Origin of the sequence: Haloechinothrix alba (genome assembly GCF_900188115.1) — a bacterium.
Lineage (GTDB): Bacteria > Actinomycetota > Actinomycetes > Mycobacteriales > Pseudonocardiaceae > Haloechinothrix > Haloechinothrix alba.
This window is the reverse complement of sequence record NZ_FZNW01000008.1, coordinates 111,267-132,635: the sequence shown is the minus strand read 5'-3', so window position 1 is coordinate 132,635 and position 21,369 is coordinate 111,267. Positions and strand designations below refer to the sequence as shown.

The following is a 21,369-nucleotide window of genomic DNA, read 5'->3' as shown; positions in this document are numbered from 1 at the left end:
GGCACGTCCGGCCGCGGTCGATCAAGCGGGCGCGGGCAGGCTCGACGTCGGTGGCAGGCTCCACGGGTGAGAACGGATCCGGCTGTGCCGAGCATCGGAGCGCGAGACATGGATGACCAGTCGAGTCCCCGCGTGCTGGACTCGCTGTGGCGGTATCGCTGGAGCTCGGCGGCGATCGTCCTCGGCTGTGTCCTGGTCAGCGTGCTCGTCGCGTTGCTGGTGGGCAGCGCGAGCACGGTGCAGTCGCGCGTGGTGCTCAACCCGCCTGACGAAACGGGGTTGCTGGGCGTCGACGCCTCGAGCGAGTCGGCGTTCAGCCGCTACGTCAACCAGCAGGCCCTGCTGATGACCTCGGACGGGGTGCTCGGTGTCGCCAGGGAGGAGCTGGCCGACCGTCGGTCGTTGCGGGAGTTGCGGCGGGTGGTGACCGCCAGGGAATCCGACACAGGGGAGTCCGTCGTCGTCGAGGTCGAGGGGGCATCGCACGAGGACGCGGTGCGGCTCGCCGACGCCGTGGTCGCCGCGTACCGGGAGCTGTCGGGTGAGCAGCTCGAGGAACGTGTCAGTGCTGCCCTCGAAACGATCGCCGAACGCCGGGACGCGGTTGAGGAGGCGCTGCCCGACGAGGTAGCAGGCAGCCGCGTGGAGGCCAATACCACGGCAGCCGCGCAGACGCTCAGCGAGCTGGACCGCCAGGCCACCGAGATCCGGCTGGCCGGGAACGAGCTCGGCGACGGGGTGGCGTTCGTGCACGCGCCCGACCCCGGAGCCGAGACGATGCCGATGACGGTGCCGCGGGACGGCGCCATCGGGCTCGCCCTCGGTGTGGTGCTCGCGACCGCGGTGGCATGGGTGCGCGCGGACCGGGACCGCCGGTTGACCGACCAGGCGAGCGTGGCGGCAGTCGTGGAGGGGCCCGTCCTCGGCGAGATCGAGCGGCGTGGACCCGACGACGGGAGAGCGTTGCTCGACCCGAAGCTGCAACCGGCGAAGGCCTACCGGTTGACGCTGGCCAGCGTGCAGCAGGTGGTGCAGCGCGGGGTGCTCACGGTCACCGGGCTGCCGGACTCCGGGAGCACGACGACGACGATGCAACTGGCCAACGCGGCCGCACGCGCGGGACTGCGGGTGCTCGTGGTCGACGCCGCGCTGCGTAGCCGTGACCTGTCGGCCACCCTGCGGCTCGACGGGATCGAGCACGGTGGGCTGACCGATGTCGCGGCAGGACTGACCGATGTCCGCGAGGTCGTGCGCCCGGTCAACCTGGGATACGGCATCGGGTACTGGGTGATTCCCGCCGGCCACTACGCGGAGGGCGCGTCCGAGTTCTTCCGTGCCGGTCAGCTGCGTGCGCTGGCCGAGCGCCTCCGTTCCGGCTACGACATGGTGCTGGTCGACACGTCCGCCCCGGACGTCGCGCCGGAGTCCACCCCGCTGCTGCGCGAGGCCGACGGTGTGGTGATCACCGTCAGGCACGGTAGTTCGACCGATGAGCTGTTGCGGCTGCGCGACCAGATACAGATGATCGGCGGTTCGATCGCCGGGTACGTCTTCACCTTCGCGAACCCGTCACAGCGGCATGGCGGGCGGTGACCTCGGGGCCGGCCTGCACCGGGTGGGCCGGCTCTCCGCGAGGATCGGCGCTCCGGTCGTCGCCCAGGGGCTCACCGCGGGGACGAGCCTGCTGCTCCAGGTCATCGCCGCGCGATCGCTGGGACTCGCCGAGTTCGGCGCGTTCGCGTTGTTCCTCGCCCTGCTGGTGAGCGCGGCAGCCGTTTACACAGGCTATGTCGGCGACAGCTTGGCGGTACTCGACCGCCACGACCCGCGGACACGCTCGGCACTGGCCACCAGTGCGCTGGCCGCGATACTGCTGTGCGGGGCCACCGCGGCCGGTGCGGCGCTGGTGGTGAGCGGGGGCGACGCCGCGCTCGTGATCGCCTACCCGGCGATGCTCGCGTGCTGGCTGTGCAAGGAGTCGGTTCGCAGGCTGCTGATCGCACGGCTGCAGTTCGGTGAGCTGGTCGGCAACGACTGCGTGTACCTGCTCGGCACACTCGCCACGCTCGGGGTGTTCCGGTGGCTGGCCGGTGTCGGGCTGCTCGCGCTGTTCACCGCGATGGCCGTCGGCGCGATCGGCGCGGTGGCCACCGGGTTGGCGCGCCTGCCGCGCCGGGAGCGGAGCGGATTACGGCCCGCTACGGGTGGCCTGCGTCGGGTTGCCTCGTTCGCCGCGTGGCGTTCGGCGCAGGCCGGCCTCCGGCCCGCAGCACTGCTCGCTGCACGCGTGCTGGTGGCGAACCTGCTGTCGTTGGCAGCGGTCGGCATGCTGGAGGCTGCGCGCCTTGTGGTGGCGCCGCTGCAGGTGGTGATCAACGGCGCGGGCAGCTACCTGCTGCCGAGGTTCGCCTCGGCCGAAAGCGAGGGTATGGCCCGTACCGGGCGCCTGACCACCCGCTTCGTGTGGATACTGAGCGTCGGAACGCTCGGCGCGGGAGGTGTGCTCGTCGCGCTGTCCGGACCGGTCGGCGCGTTGCTGACCGGGACCGCGGTCGACCCGTTGCTGGTGCTCGGCTGGGTCGTATACCTGACGGTGTGGGGAGCGGGCCTGCCCTACGTCACCGAGGTGGTCGCTCGGCGGCACTCCCGCGCGGTATTCACCGCCAGGCTCGTCGATGCGCTGATCGGGTTGCTGCTCGTGGCGGTACTGCTGGCTACGGGCCGGGGTGTGACGGCTGTGCCGTGGGCGATGGCGCTCGGCGGGGTGTACGCCGTCTGGCGTGTGCGGCGGCTGGCGCACGACACACGCCGCACCTCGTGACCCCGGCAGGCGGGTCACCCGGGGCTGCTCGGTAAACCCGCAGCGTACCGCCGAGTCCGCGCAGGTAAAATCGGCTCCGCCCGCCGGAGCGCGGTGCTGTAGTCGTGCCATCGTCGTCAGGGAGCCCGAAGTGAACGAACTGTCCGAGTCCGTGCCCGTGCCACGCGTGAAGGTTCCTGCTGGCACCAGCGCGGGGACAGCCGTGCACGAGGCCGGGCTGCCCGGTAAGGGGTCCGACGCCGTCGTCGTGGTGCGCGACGAGGACGGGTCGCTGCGCGACCTGTCCTGGGCGCCCACGGTCGACTCCGAGGTGGAGCCGGTCACCGCCTGCAGCGAGGACGGCAGGAGTGTCATCCGGCACTCCTGCGCGCACGTGCTGGCCCAGGCCGTGCAGGAGCAGTTCCCCGATGCCAAGCTCGGCGTCGGACCGCCCGTGCGGGACGGCTTCTACTACGACTTCGCCGTCGACACCCCGTTCACCCCGGAGGATCTGCGCGCGCTCGAGAAGCGCATGAAGCAGATCATCAAGTCGTCCCAGCGGTTCTCCCGGCGCGTGGTGGACTCGGTGGACGAGGCCAAGCGTGAGCTGGCCGATGAGCCGTTCAAGCTGGAGCTCGTGGACGACAAGGGGGACGTGGACACCTCCGAGGTCATGGAGGTCGGTGGCGGTGAGCTGACGATCTACGACAACGTCGACCCGCGGAGCGGGGAGGTGAAGTGGGGCGATCTCTGCCGCGGGCCGCACGTTCCGACGACCAAGCACATTCCCGCGTTCCGGCTGACCCGGGTGGCCGCCGCGTACTGGCGTGGCGACGACAGCAACAGGCAGTTGCAGCGGGTGTACGGGACCGCATGGGAGTCCCAGGAGGCTCTGGACCACTACCTGGAGATGCTCGCCGAGGCCGAACGGCGCGACCACCGCAAACTCGGTGGTGAACTGGACCTGTTCAGCTTCCCCGAGGAGATCGGCTCCGGCCTGGCCGTGTTCCACCCCAAGGGCGGTGTGGTGCGGCGCGCCATGGAGGACTACTCGCGGCGTAAACACGACGAAGCCGGGTACGAGTTCGTCTACTCCCCGCACATCACCAAGGCGGACCTGTTCGAGACCTCCGGCCACCTGCAGTCCTTCGCCGACGGGATGTTCCCCCCGATGGAACTGGACGGGGTGAACTACTACCTCAAGGCGATGAACTGCCCCATGCACAACCTGATCTTCCGCTCCCGCGGGCGGTCGTACCGGGAGCTGCCGCTTCGCCTGTTCGAGTTCGGCTCGGTGTACCGCTACGAGAAGTCCGGTGTGGTGCACGGGCTGACCAGGGTGCGCGGTATGACACAGGACGATGCGCACATCTACTGCGCCAAGGAGCAGATGCAGGATGAGCTGCGCAACCTGCTGACCTTCGTGCTGGATCTGCTGCGGGACTTCGGGCTCGAGGACTTCTATCTCGAACTGTCCACACGCGACGACTCCCCGAAGTTCATCGGCGAGTACGCCGAGTGGGAGGAAGCGACCGAGGCGCTGCGCGAGGCCGCCGAGACGTCCGGGCTCGCGCTGGTGCCGGATCCGGGTGGCGCGGCCTACTACGGCCCGAAGATCTCGGTGCAGGCCACCGATGCCATCGGCCGTACGTGGCAGATGTCCACGATCCAGGTCGACTTCCAGCAGCCCAAGCGGTTCGACCTGCAGTACACCGCGCACGACGGTTCACGGCAGCAGCCCGTGATGATCCATCGTGCGCTGTTCGGCTCGATCGAGCGGTTCTTCGGGGTACTTACCGAGCACTACGCCGGGGCGTTCCCCGCATGGCTGGCTCCGGTACAGGTGATGGGAATCCCGATCGCCGAGGAGCACATACCGCACCTGCTCGATGTGCGTAACCAGCTGCGTGCGCACGGTCTCCGGGCGGAGGTCGACACCGGCGACGACCGTATGCAGAAGAAGATCCGCAACCACACCACCGACAAGGTGCCGTTCATGCTGCTTGCCGGGGGCAACGACGTCGAGGCGGGCGCGGTGTCCTTCCGGTTCAGGGACGGCAGTCAGATCAACGGGGTTTCGGTGCCCTCGGCCGTTCATGCCATCGTGGATTGGGTGGAGCGTAAGGAGAACGCGGCACCGGCGGCCGACAGCTTCGGGGAGGCTGTCAGCAGGAGCGCGGAGCAGCACGGATGACGGACGCGGGCCGCGAGCACGCGGGCGATGGGACGTGCCGAGGCGGTGGTTCGGTGGGTGACGAGTCCGAACTCGTCGAACAGGACGGCGTCGGCGTCGACGACGCGCTGCAACGGCTGTGGACGCCGCACCGGCTGGCCTACATCAAGGGCGAGAACAAGGCCGAGGACGACCAGCCGCATGGCTGCCCGTTCTGCCGCCTGATCGACCTCGATGACGAGGAAGCGCTGATCATCGCGCGCGGCGATGCGGTGTATGCGGTGCTGAACCTGTACCCGTACAACCCGGGGCACCTGATGGTGCTGCCTTACCGGCACGTTGCCGACTACACCGAGCTGACCGGGGACGAGACCGTCGAGGTCGCCGAGTTCACCCAACGGGCGATGCGGGTGATCCGGTCGGTGTCGGGGGCGCACGGCTTCAACATCGGGATGAACCAGGGGGTCATCGCAGGTGCGGGCATCGCGGCGCACCTGCACCAGCACCTGGTGCCACGGTGGGGCGGTGACTCCAATTTCATGCCGGTCATCGGCCACACCAAAGTGCTACCGCAGTTGCTGTCCGACACCAGGATCCTGCTCGCGGACGCGTGGAAGTCGGTGTAGCGTCGGGCTCTGTGAGTAGCACAGCCTGGACCGACGTCGATGAGTACGTCGCCGACCTGCTCATCGGGCGAGACGAGAACCTGGCCGAGGCGCTGCAGGCGTGCGAGGACGCCGGCCTTCCGCCGATCAGCGTGTCAGCGGCTCAAGGGCAGTTCCTGAACCTGCTGGCGACGATCCAGGGAGCCGGCAAGATCCTGGAGATCGGCACGCTGGGGGGTTACAGCACGATCTGGCTCGGCAGGGCGTTGCCCGCCGACGGGACGTTGGTCACCCTCGAGGTGGACCCGACACATGCGGCCGTCGCCGAGTCCAACGTCGTCGCCGCGGGCCTCGGATCCCGGGTCGACATCAGGGTGGGCAATGCCCTCGAGACGCTCCCGCAACTGGAGGTCGAGGGTGCCGGCCCGTTCGACCTCGTCTTCATCGATGCGGACAAGCCGAGCATTCCCGAGTACGTGACCTGGGCGCTTCGGCTGGCGCGTTCGGGGGCGGTGATCGTCGTCGACAACGTCGTCCGGGGCGGTGCTGTGCTCGACTCGGACAGCGACGACCCCACGGTGCGTGGTGTGCGCGCGATGAACGAACTGATCGCGGCCGAGCCGCGGCTGACGGCCACCGTGCTGCAGACGGTGGGGAGCAAGGGGTACGACGGTTTCGCCCTGGCGGTGGTCGACGCCAAGTCCGCGTGAGGTGTCGCGCTCAGGTGCACGCGACACCTCACGCGGTGCGGGTCGCGCTCAGGACTGCAGTGCGGCTTCGATCTCGAGGATGATCTTCACCTGCTCGCTGAGTATGGCGTTACCGGGCTCCCCGACACCGAAGTCGAGCCGGTTGATGGTCGCCTCGGCGGAGGCGCCGAGCGTTGTCGCGTCGTTGTTCGCGGGGTTCTGCCCGACACCGTGGAACTCCGTGTGCAGGCTGACCGGAACCGTGTACCCGCGCCAGGAGATCTCACCGTCGATGCGGTACGCGTCGCCGTCGGGAGTGATGCTCACGGAGCGGAAGCCCATCGTCGGGTGGTTGTCGGCGTCGAAGAAGTCCGCCGAGCGCACGTGCTGGTCCCGGTTCTCGTTGCCGGTGTCGAGCGAAGCCACGTCGATCTCGGCGGTCACCGTCGAGTCGGTCACGCTCTCGCCGGTCACGATCTGCCCGCGAAATGAGGTGAACTCGCCACGGACCCTGGCCAGTCCCAGGTGCCGGACCTTGAAGGTGACCTCGGAGTGCGCGGGGTCGATGACCCACGTTCCGGTGGGCAGCGCGGTGGTGGCAGTAGTCATGCGTGTTCCCTTCAGGTTGTTGAACATCGAATCGTTGAAGACTCAACCATATCGTAACGATAGATACTTGAAGGTTCAACCAAGGGGTATGATGCCGGTATGAACGACGGAGTGCGTTGGCTCACCGAGGACGAGCAGCGCGTGTGGCGTAGGTACCTCGCCGCCACCAGCATGCTCAGCGAGTACCTGGAACGCCGTATGCAGCAGGACGCGGGAATCCCGCACACCTACTACGAGGTCCTCGTCTCGCTGTCCGAGGCGCCGGAGTGCACGCTGCGGATGAGCGAGCTCGCTGTGCGGTCCCGGTTCTCCCGAAGCCGGCTCTCGCACGCCGTGACCAAGCTGGAAGCCAAAGGGTGGGTCATCCGCACCTCGTGCCCCACCGACAAGCGAGGGGCGTGGGCGACGCTGTCGGAGCAGGGCAGGGCGGTACTCGAAGCGGCAGCTCCGGACCACGTCGAGGCGGTCAGGAAAGCGCTGTTCGACGTGCTCGACAGCGAGCAGGTGCGCAGGCTCGGCGAGATCACCGGCGCGATCGTCGACGGTCTCGCCGAGGAGTGCGAGGCCGTCGAGGCCGATGCGGACGAAGGTCCGGGCTAGCGGGCTGCCGCGCGGGCGCTGCGCCGGGACACGCGCACACGCGACGGCGACGCCGGTGGTGGAGGGGTCGCCAGCTAGGCTGGCCTGGCCGCACCGTATCGAGCGCGCAGTTACAGATGTGAGGGTCTACGAGCCGATGCTGAACGTCCTTGCCCGCGCCTCCGTGTCCCGAGTCGTCGATCCGCTCGGGCGCACCCTGGTCCGTGCCGGGTTGACCCCGAACGGTATGACGCTGATCGGGACGGTCGGCGTGGTTGTGGCGTCGCTGGTGTTCTTCCCGCTCGGGATGCTGCTGGCAGGGACCTTCGTGGTCTGGGGTTTCGCCATGCTGGACCTGCTGGACGGTGCCATGGCCCGCGCGACCGGGCGACCGACGGCGTTCGGCGCCGTGCTCGACGCCACCGGCGACCGGTTGGCCGACGGTGCGCTGTTCGCGGCAATAGCCTGGTGGTGCTTCGCCGTGGACGACAACCGGACGGCTGCGGTGGCTGCGTTGCTCGCACTCGTCCTCGCCCAGATCATCTCCTACGTCAAAGCGCGGGCCGAGGCATCGGGGTTGACCGCGGAGGGCGGGTTGATCGAGCGGCCCGAACGCCTGATCATCGCCCTTGTCGGTACCGGCTTGCACGGATTCGGGGTCCCGCACACCGTTGAGATCGCTCTGTGGATACTCGTGGGGTTGTCCGCAGCGACGTTCGTGCAGCGCGTGGTCGCCGCACATCGTTCGGCCCGGGAGGCAGGTCGATGACGACGCCATGGCAGTGGCTGGGTTCGCGCAGCCAGGAGCTGGCCTACGTGACCGGGTGGTGGTTGGTCAGGGCTGCACCGGCGAAGGTCGCCGAGACGTTGTTCGCCGTCGGCGGCGACATGGCGGCCCGTCGCGGCGGCCCAGGGGCGCGCCAGCTGCGCAGGAACCTCGCGCGGGTGGTGCCTCAGGCGGGGCCGAACGAGCTCGACGAGCTGACCCGCAAGGCGCTGCGTTCCTACGGGCGGTACTGGCAGGAGGTGTTCCGGCTGCCTGCTGTCGATCTCGACAAGCTGTATCGCAAGGTCAGCGAGGGCATCGACGGGGTGGACAACCTCAGCGTGGCACTGCGCGAAGGCCGGGGGGTGATCGTCGCGTTGCCGCACAGCGGGAACTGGGATGTGGCGGGCGTGTGGCTCGTACACTACTCGGGCCGGTTCAGCACGGTGGCGGAACGGCTGCGGCCGGAGTCGCTGTACCGCCGGTTCGTCCGGTTCCGCGAGTCGCTCGGATTCGAGATCCTCCCGCTCTCCGGCGGTATCAGGACCTACGCGACGCTGCGCGAGCGGTTACGCGCCAATCGGGTGGTGTGCCTGCTCGCTGATCGCGACCTGACCTCGGCCGGAATCGATGTGACGTTCTTCGGCGAACGCACGCGGATGCCTGCCGGGCCTGCGCGGCTGGCTGCGGACACCGGCGCTGCCCTGTTGCCCGTCGGCAGCTGGTTCACCGACGACGGGTGGGGGTTGCGGATCCACCCGCGCATCCGGGTCGACAGCCGGGAGGAGGTGGCCTCGGCGACCCAGTTGCTCGCCGACTGTTTCGCCGGAGACATCGCCGCTCACCCTGCCGACTGGCATATGCTGCAGAAGCTGTGGCTGGCCGACCTGTCCGACGCTCGAGGGGGTGCGGGGGAGCCAGCGGACGGGTCGGAGCCGAACGCGGAAGAACTGGGGCCGTCGTGAGGATAGGAATCGTCTGCCCCTACTCGTTCGCCGTACCGGGCGGGGTTCAGGGTCACGTGACCGCCATGGCCAATGAGCTCCTGCGCAGGGGGCACGAGATATCGGTACTGGCGCCTGCCGGCGCGGCCGAGGAGCTGCCCGACTTCGTGCATCCCTCCGGAAGGGCCGTGGGAATCCCGTACAACGGCTCCGTCGCGCGGCTGCAGTTCGGTCCCCTGGCCTTCGCCAGGGTGCGCCGGTGGCTCAGGGACAACGAGTTCGATGTCCTGCACCTGCACGAGCCGACCGTGCCCAGCCTGTCGTTGCTGGCGCTGACGGTGGCCGACGGCCCGATCGTGGCCACGTTTCACACCTCCACGATGAAGTCGCGCACACTGTCCGGTTTCGGGCCCCTCCTGCGGCCGTGGCTGGAGAAGATCACCGCGCGCATCGCGGTATCGGCGCTGGCACGCCGCGTGCAGGTCGAGCACCTCGGCGGCGATGCGGTGGAGATTCCCAACGGGGTGGACACCGAGTTCTTCGCAGCGGCCGAACCGCTTCCCGGCTATCCGCGGCCGGGCCGGACCATCGGGTTCGTCGGCAGGTACAGCGAACCCCGCAAGGGTATGGGCGTGTTGCTGGAGGCTCTGGACGGTCTGGCCGAGGAGTTCCCCGGGCTGCGCCTGCTTGTGGTCGGCAGGGGCGAGCAGGATGTGCTGTTCCGGCAGGCCGGCGAGCGGCTCGGCGAGCGCATCGAGCTGCTGGGGCAGGTCGATGACGAGACCAAGGCACGCGTGCTGCGGAGTGTGGACGTGTACTGCGCGCCCAACCTGCGAGGGGAGAGCTTCGGCATGATCCTGACCGAAGCTATGGCGGCGGGTACCCCGGTGGTGGCCAGCGCGCTGGACTCGTTCCGGCGGGTGCTCGACGACGGGAACGCCGGAATGCTCACCGAGCCGGGAGACTTCGCCGCGCTCGCCAGGGCGTTGCGGGGCCTGCTCGGGGACGCCGGCCGGCGCGCGGAGCTGGCGGCTGCTGGTTCGGAACGCGTGGCACGGTACGACTGGTCGACGGTCTGTGAGCAGGTACTCCGGGTCTACGACACGGCGGTTGCCGCGGATCCGCGGCGCGTCCGCGAAGCGGTGCGGCAGTCGCGAGCCCGGCAGCCAGGACCGGTGGAGTGACCGTGACCGTACTGCTGCTGGTCCTCGTCTGCCTGCTGGTTGTGACGCTGGTCGTCGGCGGGATGCTGGTCTCGGCGGCGAACCGGCTGGACCGCCTGCACGTGCGCACCGACGCGGGGTGGGCCGCGCTGAAGGCCGCTCTCGACCGGCGTGCGGTTGTGGCACGGGCGGTTGCGGTCGGCATGGTGGACCCGGACAGCGCCTGCCGGGCCGACCGTGCCGACACGGCAGCCGAGTTGCGCGCCGCCGCGGACCGGGCGGAACGGGCCGGGCGTGCCGAGCGCGAGATCCGGGAAAGCGAGCTCACCCGGCTGCTGGCCGCGGTCGACACCTCGGCCCTGCCGCCGGACCTGGCCGGGGAGCTGTCCGACGCCGAGCAGCGCGTGGTGATCGCACGCAGGGTCTACAACGACGCGGTTCGCGACACGCTGTCGGTGCGCAGGCTGCCCGCGGTGCGCTATTTCCGGCTTGCCGGTAGCGCACCGGCCCCGGACTACTTCGAGATCGCCGAGCCGGGCCCCCGTGCCGATCGCTGAATGACGCCTTGCATCCACGCAGTGGACTGAAAGCGTCATTCAGCCACCCGTATGGGCGGTCATGTTCTGCGGCGCGGGTTCGTAGCGGGAGAAGGTGCGGCTGAACGACGCGGTGCCGGAGGTCATCGAGCGCAGCTCGGTGGCGTAGCGCAGCAGCTCGGTGGCCGGGACGTCCGCCCGGACAGTGGACGTGCCCGCGGTGGCTTCGGTACCGAGAACCCGGCCACGCCGGGCGGACAGGTCGCCGAGCACCGTTCCCACATGCTCGTCGGGGACCCGCACCACGACCTGGTCGAGCGGCTCGAGCAGGATGACCGAGCCGTTCGCCGCCGCGTCCTTCAACGCGAGGGCGCCCGCTGTCTGGAACGCCGCGTCGGAGGAGTCCACGCTGTGGGCCTTGCCGTCCACGAGCGTTACCCGGATGTCGACCATCGGGTACCCCTCGGCGACGCCGAGCGCGAGCTGGTTGCGTATCCCCTTCTCCACGCTCGGGATGAACTGGTTGGGGATGACACCACCGACGATCCTGTCGACGAACTCGAACCCCGCACCGCGCGGAAGCGGTTCGACCTCGATGAAGCACACCGCGTACTGGCCGTGCCCGCCGGACTGTTTGATGTGCCGCCCGTGTCCGCGCGCCGGACCGGAGAACGTCTCGCGCAGCGGGATACGGACATCCTCCGTCGTCACATCGATGCCGCCCGCACGTAGCCTGGACAGCGCCACGTCCGCGTGAGCCTCGCCCATGCACCACAGCACGAGCTGGTTCGTCTCGGAGTTGCGTTCCAGCCGGAGGGTGGGATCGCTTGCCACCACGCGCGCCAGGTTGCGCGACAGAGCGTCCTCGTCGCCGCGTTTGTTGGCCACGACGGCGATCGGCAGCAGCGGCTCCGGCATCGACCACGGCCGCATCAGCACCGGGTCGGACGGCAGCGACACCGTGTCGCCGGTCTCCGCCGACCCGATCTTCGTCAGCGCGCAGACGTCGCCTGCCACGCAGTAGGGCACCTCGCTCAGCTCCGTCCCCCGTGCCGAGTAGATGTGCGTGACACGCTCGTCGACGTCGTGATCCGCGTGCCCGCGCTCGGTCAGACCGTGCCCGGAAACGTGCACCGTACGGTCCGGTCGCAGGGTGCCGGAGAACACCCGGACAAGCGAGATACGACCGACATAGGAGTCCATGCTCGTGTGCACCACCTCGGCTGCAAGCGGCCCGTCGGGGTCGGCGCGCAGCGTGTCGTGCGGATCCCCGTTGACGCCGGTCACGTCGGGCGGCTCGTGCTCGAGCGGGGACGGGAACCCGCGGCCGACCAGCTCGAGCAGCTCGGCGAGACCGACGCCGGTGTGCGCGCATACGGGAATGACCGGGTGAAACGAGCCGCGCTCGACGGCCGTCTCCAGGTCGTCGATGAGCGCGGCCTCGTCGAGCTGCTCGCCGCCGAGATAGCGATCCATGAGGGTCTCGTCCTCGCTCTCCGCGATGATTCCCTCGATCAGCTCGTCACGCGCCGCGCTGATGGGGCCTGCGGCGCTGGTGGCCTGCGTGCCGGCCGCGATCATCGTGGGCGGGTAGCCGGCGCTGTAGTCCGATCGCTGCTGGGTGATGAGCCCCACGAGTCCCGGCTGCTCACCGTCGACCGGAAGGTAGAGCGGGACGACGCCTGCCCCGAACGCCTCCTGGCACGCGCGCATCTCGCCGAGCACGTCGGCGCGCTTGTGGTCGGTGCGGGAGATCACCACCGCGCGTGGCATGTCGATCGCTGCGCACTCGTTCCAGAGCGCGACGGTCGCGGCGTCGACGCCGTCAGCGGCACACACCACGAACAGCGCGGCGTCCGCGGCGCGCATCCCGGCACGCAGCTCGCCGACGAAGTCGGCGTATCCGGGCGTGTCGATCAGATTGATCTTGATGCCGTCGTGCGTGATCGGGGCGAACGCGATGCCGACCGAACGCTGCTGCCGGACCGCCGCGGGGTCGTGATCGCATACGGTCGTGCCGTCCGTCACAGAGCCGGTCCGGTCCAGTGCGCCGGAGACGGTGAGCAACGCCTCGATGAGGGTGGTCTTGCCGGAGCCACACGGGCCGACAAGGACCACGTTACGCACCTTACGCGGGTCATCGACCGCCATCGCCGCGGAACCGCGGCCGTTCTTCGCTTGCTTGTCCACCATGACCTGCCTCCGTGGCCCCACGTCTACGGGTGTGTCATCGATCACACACCGAATCGCCGCGGTGAGCAAGGGGAGGCAGGGTGATGATCGATGGCCGCGTGTGACGCCTCCGAAGCGGAAAGTGGACTTCCGGAATTGCCGCATACTGGCCTGCACGAGCGGTCCACGCGGCCCGTACGATGGCAGTGGAAGCTCTGGATAGCCACGGACACGCCATTCCTCGGCGCGGCAGTACGGTTCGGAGGTCGCGCGCGAACGCCACGGTAGATGCTTCCCCTGCGGTCGAATGGCTCGTCCCGTGGATCACGGATGACAGAAAGGCTCGTGCATTGACTGCCGTCAACGGCTCGAACGGGACCAGCCCGAACCCCGTAGCGGAGACAGGTACTGCCCGCGTGAAGCGTGGCATGGCCGAGATGCTCAAGGGCGGGGTAATCATGGACGTGGTCACCCCGGAACAGGCCAAGATCGCGGAAGACGCCGGTGCGGTCGCGGTGATGGCGCTCGAACGGGTCCCCGCGGATATCCGGGCGCAGGGCGGCGTCGCGCGGATGAGCGATCCGGACCTGATCGACGGCATCATCGATGCCGTCTCGATCCCGGTGATGGCCAAGGCACGCATCGGGCATTTCGTCGAGGCACAGGTGTTGCAGTCGCTCGGCGTCGACTACATCGACGAGTCCGAGGTGCTTACGCCTGCCGACTACACCAACCACATCGACAAGTTCGCGTTCACGGTTCCCTTCGTGTGCGGGGCGACGAACCTGGGCGAGGCGTTGCGGCGTATCACAGAGGGTGCGGCGATGATCCGCTCGAAGGGGGAGGCCGGAACGGGCGACGTCTCCAACGCCACCACGCATATGAGGCAGATCCGGGCGGAGATCCGCAAACTGTCCTCGCTCCCGGAGGACGAGCTCTACGTCGCCGCCAAGGAGCTGCAGGCCCCGTACGAGCTGGTCCGGGAGGTCGCCTCGCGAGGCAAGCTGCCCGTCGTGCTGTTCACGGCAGGGGGAGTGGCCACACCGCCGGACGCGGCGATGATGATGCAGCTGGGCGCAGAAGGCGTGTTCGTCGGGTCCGGCATCTTCAAGTCGAGCAATCCCGGGCAGCGGGCGGAGGCGATCGTCAAGGCGACGACGTTCCACGACGATCCGGACGTGCTGGCGAAGGTCTCGCGCGGGTTGGGCGAGGCGATGGTCGGCATCAATGTCGAGAACGTCGCGGAGCCGCACCGCCTGGCCGAACGCGGCTGGTGAAGCCTGCCGCGCCGACGCGGTCACCGGCGTCGGCGCGGATCAGGTGTGTTCCATGACGAGAACCGCCCAGCTTCCCGGGTCAAGCGCCTCGTAGACGTGCGATACATCGCCGGGAAACGCCAGGTAGTCGCCGACCGCCAGGTCGACAGGGTCGCCCGCGGGACCGGCACGGAGGCGCCCCGCGGCCACGGTGAGGTGCTCGACCGTGCCCGGCATGTGCGGCTCGGCCACGCGCGGTGACCCGGGCTCCAGCGAGATGACGTAGATGTCCCTGCGTGCCGATGGCGGGCACGAGGACAGCAACGTGCCGACGAAGCTCGCCTGCTCGGAGGCGACGCCGGGGCCTTCACCCGAGCGGATCACGCGAACCCGTGGCTCGGGTGGTTCGACCAGCCGGGAGAACGGTACGTCGAGCGCGACCCCGAGCGCCCACAGCGTCTCCACGCTCGGGTTACCCGACCCGGCTTCGAGCTGCGAGAGCGTGGACTTGGCGATGCCCGCGCGCTTGGCGAGCTCGCTGAGCGACAGCCCGGCCCGTTCCCGCTCCCTGCGGAGCGACACCGAGATGGTCTCCAGTGGCGTCTGCATGCGTGTCACGACCTGTGTTCGGCATACCGGGTCATCCGTTCGACTTGACGAACAATCCATGTGTGTTCTACACAAGATACTATGCGTTCGGTATGGCGAACAGTTGGACGTGATCTCGCGGCGGATGCCGCGCTGGTCGCCGCCGCGATCGGGGTCGTTGGCCTGGCTTTCGGGGCGATCGCGGTGGGCTCGGGCCTGCCACTGTGGCTACCGGCCGCGCTGTCGCTGCTGGTGTTCGCCGGAGCGTCCCAGTTCGTGTTCATCGGCATCCTGACGGCGGGAGGCGGGCCGCTCGGCGCACTGGCCGCGGCGCTTGCCGTGAACAGCAGGCACCTACCCTTCGGGTTCGCCGTCTCCGACGCCCTCGGTTCCGGCTGGCGACGGTACGTCGGGGCACACCTGATGATCGACGAGACGGTGGCGTTCACGATCGCGCAGCAGGACCCCGCGCGGCGGCGAGCGGTGTACTGGACGCTGGGTGTCGGGTTGTTCGCCACCTGGAACATCGGCGTGCTCGCCGGCTCGCTCGCCGGGACGGCGATCGGCGACACGGCCGCGTTCGGGCTGGACGCGGCGTTCCCCGCGATGCTGCTCGCGCTGGTCCGGCCGTCGCTGCGCGAGCGGCGCATGGCCACTGCTGCCGTACTCGGCGCGTGCGTCGCGCTGGCCAGCGCTCCCGTCCTGCCATCCGGCATGCCGGTCCTGGCGGCACTGCTGGCGCTGCTCGTGGTACCCGCAGGCACGCCACGGGCGGCCGTGCCGGGCGTGGTCGGGGAGTCGCGATGATGCCGGCAGGGAGCATGGTCGCCACGGTGGTCGCGCTGGCCGCGGGGACGTACGCGTTGCGCTGTGCCGGTCCGGCCCTGCGGGACAGGGTGCAGCTGCCGCACTGGCTCACCCGACGCATCACGATGGCCACGGTCGTGTTGCTCGCGGCCCTTGTCGCCACGCAGGCACTCGTGGACGGCGAGGGGTTCGCCGGATGGGCCCGTCCCGCAGGCGTGCTGGCCGGGGGTGTGCTCGCGTGGTTGCGGGCACCGTTCCTCGTCGTGGTGCTCGCAGGCGCAGCGGTCGCGGCGGCGTTGCGGATGGCCGGCGTACCGTAGATGCTGGCGCGTTCGGCCTGCCGAACACCGCTGCGGGGCCCACCGGCGGTGCTCCGGCCGTCGCGGCATAAGGTTGAGCCGCGCGCTCGAGTGCGGCACGGCAGCTGATGAGGGCGCTCCCGGCGCCCCGCGCGCGTGCTGACGAATCGTCCGGGCAGGTGGTGTAGTGGTGGCGGAGCCACATATCGGTGTGCTCGCGTTGCAGGGTGACGTGCGCGAGCACGTGGTCTCGCTCGAGGAATGCGGGGCGCGGGCATCGCCCGTGCGCCGGGCGGGCGAGCTGTCCACCGTGGACGGAATCGTGATCCCGGGTGGCGAGTCGACCACCATGTCCCGGCTGCTCGAGGCGTTCGACCTGCTGGAGCCGCTCCGCAGGCACCTCGCGGAGGGGATGCCGGCGTACGGCTCGTGCGCCGGGATGATCCTGCTGGCCGGCAAGGTGCTGGACGGCAGGCCGGACCAGCATCAGCTCGGTGCGCTCGACATGATCGTGCGGCGCAACGCCTTCGGCAGGCAGGTCGACTCGTTCGAGGAGGACCTGGACGTGACCGGTGTCGGAGGGGGGCCGATGCACGCGGTGTTCATCAGGGCCCCCTGGGTGGAGTCGGTCGAGCCTGCCGTGGAGGTCCTGGCGAGAGTGCCCGAGACCCCGGCCGCCGGGCGGGCGGCAGGTAGGATCGTAGCGGTGCGGCAGGGCTCCGTGCTGGCAACCGCGTTTCACTCGGAGCTCACGGGTGACCGGCGGATGCACGAGCTGTTCGCAGGCATGGTCGGTGCACGCTGAGATGCCGGGACGGTCGTTCGCGGGTCCGGCGGGGACGCGGGCCGGCCGTCCGGCGACGAGCTCGCCGGGGCGGATGGTCGGGTACGGACGTGATTTGTCACGCTCGCGGCAGGACCTGCCTATCCCGGACACCACGCGCGCCGGCAAGCACCCGGAGCAATTGGAGGAACGATGAGCGGCCACTCCAAGTGGGCGACGACGAAGCACAAGAAGGCCGCGCTGGATGCCAAGCGGGGCAAGCTGTTCGCCAAACTGATCAAGAACATCGAGGTCGCCGCGCGAACCGGTGGTGGCGATCCGGAGGCCAACCCCACGCTCTACGACGCCATCCAGAAGGCGAAGAAGAGCTCGATGCCCGCGGACAACATCGAGCGTGCCCGCAAGCGCGGGGCGGGGGACGAGGCCGGTGGGGCCGACTGGCAGACGGTCATGTACGAGGGTTACGCGCCGAACGGCGTCGGGGTCCTGATCGAGTGCCTGACCGACAACAAGAACCGCGCTGCGGGCGAGGTGCGCGCGACGCTCTCCCGGAACGGCGGCTCCCTCGCCGATGCCGGGTCGGTGTCGTACCTGTTCACCCGCAAGGGCGTGGTCATCCTGCGCAAGAACGGGTTGACCGAGGACGACGTGCTGATGGCCGTGCTCGATGCCGGGGCCGAGGAAGTCAACGATCTCGGGGAGAGCTTCGAGATCGTGTGCGAGCCGGGTGAGCTGATCGCCGTGCGGAGCGCGTTGCAGGAGGCCGGGTACGACTACGAGTCGGCCGAGCCGAGCTTCATTCCCTCCGTGAACGTGCCACTCGAGGCCGACGGCGCCAAGAAGGTGTTCAAGCTGATCGACGCGCTCGAAGACCTCGACGACGTACAGAACGTCTGGGCCAACTTCGACGTCAGCGACGACGTGATGGCTCAGGTTGGCTGACGCTTCGCCGCAGAGTTCGGCTGACACGGCACGGGACACTAGGCCGCGTGGGGCCAGTGCTGCAGAATGGCCGCTGTGTCGACGCGAACCCTGACCGATGACGATATTCAGCTCCGTGACAGCCTGCTCGCCGAGCTCGACAACCGGGGCAACGCTGTGGTGTCGGTGCCTCCGGAAGGTGCAGAGGCGGGATTCTGCTTCACCGCGGGGGCGTGGTGGAAACATCGCGTGCCCGAGGCGGTAGTGATCGGCCTGCCCGCCGAGATGGGCCCGGTCCTGCTGGACGCCTACGTCGACCGCGCGGCCACCGGGGAGCGCTTCGTTCCCGGCACCGTGTGCGACGACTTCTTCGACGGTGTCCCCGTGGCCTTCGAACGCGTCTCCGCCGAGCACTACCCGCAGTACTTCGGCAGCGCCTTCCTGCTCTACCCGGACGGGGCGTTTCCCGCGCTGCAGATCATCGTGCCCACCCCGGACGGGTACTGGCCGTGGAGTGCCGAGGCGCCTGCGGGATTCGCCGAGTGGCAACCGCTGCTGACGCGCAGCGGCAAGCCGGAGAGCCGGAATCCGCACTCCGGCCCGCAGGCAGGCGGCGAGTCCTGAACGCGGCACGCCGGGCGAGAAGGTAATCTCCGGGGTCGAACGAGTGTTCGCGAAGTAGGTTGGCGCGCCGTCATGACCCGCAAGCGGGACCACGCGGAGCGTGCAGAGTACCGAGGAGGTTGCGTGCGAGTGCTCGGCGTCGATCCCGGCCTCACGCGGTGCGGGCTCGGCATCGTCGACGGCGGTCAGGGGCGGTCGGTCAGCAGCGTCGCGGTGTCCGTGGTGCGCACACCCGCGGGTACGGACCTGTCCGCGCGCTTGCTGGCGGTAGCCGACGCCATCGAGGAGTGGCTGGACACCTACCGGCCCGATGCGGTCGCCATCGAGCGTGTGTTCAGCCAGCACAACGTGCGTACCGCCATGGGTACCGCGCAGGCGGGTGGGGTCATCGCACTGGCTGCCGCGCGGCGTGACCTGCCGGTGGCGTTTCACACCCCGAGCGAGGTCAAGGCCGCGGTGACGGGGTCGGGAAGTGCCGGTAAGGCGCAGGTCTCGGCCATGGTCACCCGCCTGCTCCAGCTCGAGGACACACCTCGCCCCGCGGACGCGGCGGACGCGCTCGCGCTGTCCATCTGCCACCTGTGGCGGGCACCGATGCGTGCCCGGCTCGCCGAGGCCGAGCAGCGTGCCGCGGATCTGGCGACGAAGCACAAGGCGCGACTCGCGGCGGCGCGGCGAGGCAACCAAGGCGTACAGCAAGGAAGGTCGCAGAAATGATCTCGTCGATACGCGGCACCGTGCTGTCCACGGCGCTGGACCACGCGGTGGTCGAGGTCGGTGGTGTCGGGCTGGCCGTGCAGGCCACGCCCTCGACCCTGGCGACCCTGCGGGTGAACGAGCGGGCCGACCTGCATACGACGTTGGTGGTACGGGAGGACTCGCTGACCCTGTACGGGTTCGTCGACCTCGAGTCCCGCGAGCTGTTCACCCTGCTGCAGACGGTTTCCGGGATCGGTCCACGGCTGGCGCTGGCCGCGCTGGCCGTGCTCGAGCCGGACGCGCTGCGCTCGGCGCTGTCGGAGGGCAATATCGGCCTGCTGACGAAGGTGCCCGGCATCGGGAAGAAGGGGGCGGAACGGCTCAGCCTCGAGCTGCGGGACAAGATCGCGACGGTGCCCGCGGGCGGCTCCGGTGCCGCCGGGACGGAAGCGGCCGCGCAGTCCGAGCCCGTACGCGAGGAAGTCGTGGAGGCGCTGGTCTCGCTCGGGTTCACTGCCCGGCACGCCGAGCAGGCCGTCGACGGCGTGCTCGGGGACGGGGCCGACGGCCGGGCCGCGGACACCTCCTCGGTGCTGCGGGCTGCCCTGTCGACGTTGGGACAGCGGCTATGATCGTGCGCGCTGACGGCACGGGGGAGGGACTCTGATCATGCACGGTGACGGCACGGGGGATGCGGCGGAGGAACAGTCCCCCTTGTCGGCCTTGCCGGACAGCGGGGATCGCGATGTGGAGTCGACGCTGCGCCCCCGCAAGCTGGCCGAGTTCGTCGGTCAACCCAAGGTTCGTGAGCAGCTCGAGCTCGTGCTGGAGAGCGCGCGCAGGCGCGGTGTCGCGCCCGACCACCTGTTGCTGTCCGGGCCTCCCGGACTCGGCAAGACGAGCCTGGCGATGATCATCGCCGCGGAGCTCGACAGCGCGATCCGCGTCACCTCCGGACCCGCGCTGGAACGGTCCGGCGACCTCGCCGCGATGCTGTCGAACCTGGTCGAGGGGGACGTGTTGTTCATCGACGAGATTCACCGCATCGCCCGCCCGGCCGAGGAGATGCTCTACCTCGCGATGGAGGACTTCCGCGTCGACGTCGTCGTCGGCAAGGGGCCGGGTGCCACGAGCATCCCGCTGGAGATCGCCCCGTTCACGCTGGTGGGGGCCACCACGCGTACCGGAGCGCTGACCGGGCCGCTGCGCGACCGCTTCGGGTTCACCGGCCAGATGGAGTTCTACGAACCCGCGGAGCTCGAGGATGTGCTCCGGCGCTCCGCGAGCATCCTCGGTGTCAGCCTCGACGCGGAGGCAGGTGCCGAGATCGCGGGGAGGTCGCGCGGTACGCCGCGGATCGCGAACCGCCTGTTGCGCAGGGTGCGCGACTACGCAGAGGTGCGCGCGGACGGGCACGTCACGCGGGACATCGCGAGCGCGGCGCTGGCGGTCTACGACGTGGACGAGCTGGGCCTCGACAGGCTCGACCGTGCCGTGCTCACGGCGCTCGTGCGGTCGTTCCGGGGCGGCCCGGTCGGAATCTCCACGCTGGCGGTCGCGGTCGGGGAGGAGGCGGCCACCGTCGAGGAGGTGTGCGAGCCGTACCTCGTCCGTGCCGGGATGCTGGCTCGCACGCCGCGCGGCCGGGTGGCCACCGAGTTCGCGTGGCGGCACCTCGGGGCCGGACCACTGCAGAACCCGCGCGGCGAGGGTGGCCCGACGCTGTTCGACTGAGCCTGCCGCGCGGTCCCCGGCGAGTACGGCGGAGCCGAACCGGAGCGGCGTGAGTTGACCCGTGTCCGGTTTGCGGCGCACTGTGGTCGTGTGGGCCGGTGATGGTGCCTACCGGGTGGCCTGGCACACTCGCCACCTGGACGCGTACTGGATACTAGGACGTACGAGGGCACGCGCGTACGTCGATCTTAGGGAGACCGAATGGAAACGCTATTCCTGCCGATGCTGCTGCTCCTGCTCGCGCTGCCGCTGTTCCTCAGTGTGCGCCGGCAGAAGAAGCAGATGCAGGAACACCAGGAGCTGCAGAACAGTCTCGAGGTCGGCGACCGTGTGATGACCTCGACCGGCCTCTACGCCACTGTCGTCGACCTCAGCGATGACGAGACTCTCGAGCTCGAGATCGCCGACGGGCTGGTGACCACGTGGCTGCGCCAGGCGGTCACCAAGAAGATCGAGCCGGTCGACGAGGACGAGTTCGACGAGGACTCTGAAGACTCTGAGGACGAGGACCTCGACGAGTCCTCCGGCACCGACTCCACCGAGGACGACGACGAGGACCGTTCCGCCGAGGTGGCTTCCTCAGCCGAGTCGGGCGGCAAGCAGTAACTCGCGTTGTACTCG

At 69.5% G+C, this 21,369-nt stretch carries 23 protein-coding genes; 20 read left to right on the top strand and 3 right to left on the bottom strand.

Features of this window, described 5'->3' with window-relative positions; all coding sequences use genetic code 11:
* Window positions 1–108 precede the first annotated feature (108 nt).
* From CHB84_RS09525 to CHB84_RS09505, 5 genes are all read left to right on the top strand, one after another.
* A complete protein-coding gene (locus CHB84_RS09525; RefSeq protein WP_089301175.1) occupies window positions 109–1,593 on the top strand; it encodes a P-loop NTPase family protein in 1,485 nt (494 codons plus the stop codon).
* Window positions 1,580–2,821, top strand: coding sequence for an MATE family efflux transporter (locus CHB84_RS09520; RefSeq protein ID WP_141134632.1), 1,242 nt, complete (start codon window positions 1,580–1,582; stop codon window positions 2,819–2,821). Before CHB84_RS09525 ends, CHB84_RS09520 begins: the two co-directional genes overlap by 14 nt.
* A gap of 130 nt (window positions 2,822–2,951) precedes the next feature.
* Window positions 2,952–4,994, top strand: a complete 2,043-nt coding sequence (gene thrS, locus CHB84_RS09515; protein WP_245818643.1) for a threonine--tRNA ligase — start codon at window positions 2,952–2,954, stop codon at window positions 4,992–4,994.
* Complete coding sequence (locus CHB84_RS09510) at window positions 4,991–5,599, top strand: HIT family protein (RefSeq protein ID WP_089301174.1); 609 nt, start codon at window positions 4,991–4,993, stop codon at window positions 5,597–5,599. The genes thrS and CHB84_RS09510 overlap by 4 nt, the downstream gene beginning before the upstream one ends.
* Window positions 5,600–5,610: 11 nt before the next feature.
* Window positions 5,611–6,288, top strand: coding sequence for an O-methyltransferase (locus CHB84_RS09505; protein ID WP_089301173.1), 678 nt, complete (start codon window positions 5,611–5,613; stop codon window positions 6,286–6,288).
* 48 nt (window positions 6,289–6,336) lie between these two features.
* On the opposite strand, the gene CHB84_RS09500 is transcribed toward CHB84_RS09505, so the two are convergent.
* Entirely contained in the window at window positions 6,337–6,876 is a 540-nt protein-coding gene (locus CHB84_RS09500) for a YceI family protein (protein WP_089301248.1), read from the bottom strand.
* 99 nt (window positions 6,877–6,975) lie between these two features.
* Between CHB84_RS09500 and CHB84_RS09495 the strand changes: the two genes are divergently transcribed.
* From CHB84_RS09495 to CHB84_RS09475, 5 genes are all read left to right on the top strand, one after another.
* Window positions 6,976–7,476 carry a MarR family winged helix-turn-helix transcriptional regulator gene (locus CHB84_RS09495; protein WP_089301172.1) on the top strand — a complete coding sequence of 167 codons (501 nt, stop codon included), beginning with the start codon at window positions 6,976–6,978 and terminating at the stop codon, window positions 7,474–7,476.
* A gap of 136 nt (window positions 7,477–7,612) precedes the next feature.
* Window positions 7,613–8,224, top strand: coding sequence for a phosphatidylinositol phosphate synthase (gene pgsA, locus CHB84_RS09490; RefSeq protein WP_089301247.1), 612 nt, complete (start codon window positions 7,613–7,615; stop codon window positions 8,222–8,224).
* Window positions 8,221–9,186, top strand: a complete 966-nt coding sequence (locus CHB84_RS09485; RefSeq protein WP_089301171.1) for a phosphatidylinositol mannoside acyltransferase — start codon at window positions 8,221–8,223, stop codon at window positions 9,184–9,186. Before pgsA ends, CHB84_RS09485 begins: the two co-directional genes overlap by 4 nt.
* Window positions 9,183–10,349 (top strand): glycosyltransferase family 4 protein, encoded by a 1,167-nt coding sequence (locus CHB84_RS09480; protein WP_089301170.1) that lies wholly within the window; start codon window positions 9,183–9,185, stop codon window positions 10,347–10,349. The genes CHB84_RS09485 and CHB84_RS09480 overlap by 4 nt, the downstream gene beginning before the upstream one ends.
* Before the next feature lie 2 nt (window positions 10,350–10,351).
* A complete protein-coding gene (locus tag CHB84_RS09475) occupies window positions 10,352–10,885 on the top strand; it encodes a LemA family protein (RefSeq protein ID WP_089301246.1) in 534 nt (177 codons plus the stop codon).
* A 39-nt stretch (window positions 10,886–10,924) separates the two neighbouring features.
* Here CHB84_RS09475 and CHB84_RS09470 read toward each other — a convergent pair whose 3' ends face one another.
* On the bottom strand, window positions 10,925–13,057 hold the full coding sequence (locus CHB84_RS09470) for an elongation factor G-like protein EF-G2 (RefSeq protein ID WP_089301169.1): 2,133 nt from the start codon (window positions 13,055–13,057) through the stop codon (window positions 10,925–10,927).
* 329 nt (window positions 13,058–13,386) lie between these two features.
* Between CHB84_RS09470 and pdxS the strand changes: the two genes are divergently transcribed.
* On the top strand, window positions 13,387–14,313 hold the full coding sequence (gene pdxS, locus CHB84_RS09465; protein WP_089301168.1) for a pyridoxal 5'-phosphate synthase lyase subunit PdxS: 927 nt from the start codon (window positions 13,387–13,389) through the stop codon (window positions 14,311–14,313).
* Between the two features lie 39 nt (window positions 14,314–14,352).
* Here the strand turns inward: pdxS and CHB84_RS09460 are convergent, their stop codons facing one another.
* Window positions 14,353–14,901 (bottom strand): helix-turn-helix domain-containing protein, encoded by a 549-nt coding sequence (locus tag CHB84_RS09460; protein WP_089301167.1) that lies wholly within the window; start codon window positions 14,899–14,901, stop codon window positions 14,353–14,355.
* 81 nt (window positions 14,902–14,982) lie between these two features.
* On the opposite strand from CHB84_RS09460, the gene CHB84_RS09455 reads away from it, so the two are divergent.
* The 9 genes from CHB84_RS09455 (at window position 14,983) to yajC (ending at window position 21,354) form a co-directional block, all read left to right on the top strand.
* Window positions 14,983–15,687 carry an AzlC family ABC transporter permease gene (locus CHB84_RS09455; protein ID WP_089301166.1) on the top strand — a complete coding sequence of 235 codons (705 nt, stop codon included), beginning with the start codon at window positions 14,983–14,985 and terminating at the stop codon, window positions 15,685–15,687.
* On the top strand, window positions 15,687–16,007 hold the full coding sequence (locus CHB84_RS09450) for an AzlD domain-containing protein (RefSeq protein ID WP_089301245.1): 321 nt from the start codon (window positions 15,687–15,689) through the stop codon (window positions 16,005–16,007). The genes CHB84_RS09455 and CHB84_RS09450 overlap by 1 nt, the downstream gene beginning before the upstream one ends.
* 166 nt (window positions 16,008–16,173) lie before the next feature.
* Complete coding sequence (gene pdxT, locus CHB84_RS09445) at window positions 16,174–16,791, top strand: pyridoxal 5'-phosphate synthase glutaminase subunit PdxT (protein ID WP_089301165.1); 618 nt, start codon at window positions 16,174–16,176, stop codon at window positions 16,789–16,791.
* 171 nt (window positions 16,792–16,962) lie between these two features.
* On the top strand, window positions 16,963–17,712 hold the full coding sequence (locus CHB84_RS09440; protein ID WP_089301164.1) for a YebC/PmpR family DNA-binding transcriptional regulator: 750 nt from the start codon (window positions 16,963–16,965) through the stop codon (window positions 17,710–17,712).
* 66 nt (window positions 17,713–17,778) lie between these two features.
* Complete coding sequence (locus CHB84_RS09435) at window positions 17,779–18,315, top strand: DUF4262 domain-containing protein (protein ID WP_089301163.1); 537 nt, start codon at window positions 17,779–17,781, stop codon at window positions 18,313–18,315.
* Window positions 18,316–18,438: 123 nt separating this feature from the next.
* Window positions 18,439–19,032, top strand: a complete 594-nt coding sequence (gene ruvC / locus CHB84_RS09430) for a crossover junction endodeoxyribonuclease RuvC (protein ID WP_176439884.1) — start codon at window positions 18,439–18,441, stop codon at window positions 19,030–19,032.
* Window positions 19,029–19,646 (top strand): Holliday junction branch migration protein RuvA, encoded by a 618-nt coding sequence (gene ruvA / locus CHB84_RS09425; RefSeq protein ID WP_089301161.1) that lies wholly within the window; start codon window positions 19,029–19,031, stop codon window positions 19,644–19,646. The genes ruvC and ruvA overlap by 4 nt, the downstream gene beginning before the upstream one ends.
* Window positions 19,647–19,683: 37 nt before the next feature.
* Entirely contained in the window at window positions 19,684–20,748 is a 1,065-nt protein-coding gene (gene ruvB / locus CHB84_RS09420) for a Holliday junction branch migration DNA helicase RuvB (RefSeq protein ID WP_089301160.1), read from the top strand.
* A gap of 201 nt (window positions 20,749–20,949) precedes the next feature.
* Window positions 20,950–21,354 (top strand): preprotein translocase subunit YajC, encoded by a 405-nt coding sequence (yajC, locus tag CHB84_RS09415; protein WP_089301159.1) that lies wholly within the window; start codon window positions 20,950–20,952, stop codon window positions 21,352–21,354.
* The last annotated feature ends 15 nt before the right edge of the window (window positions 21,355–21,369 follow it).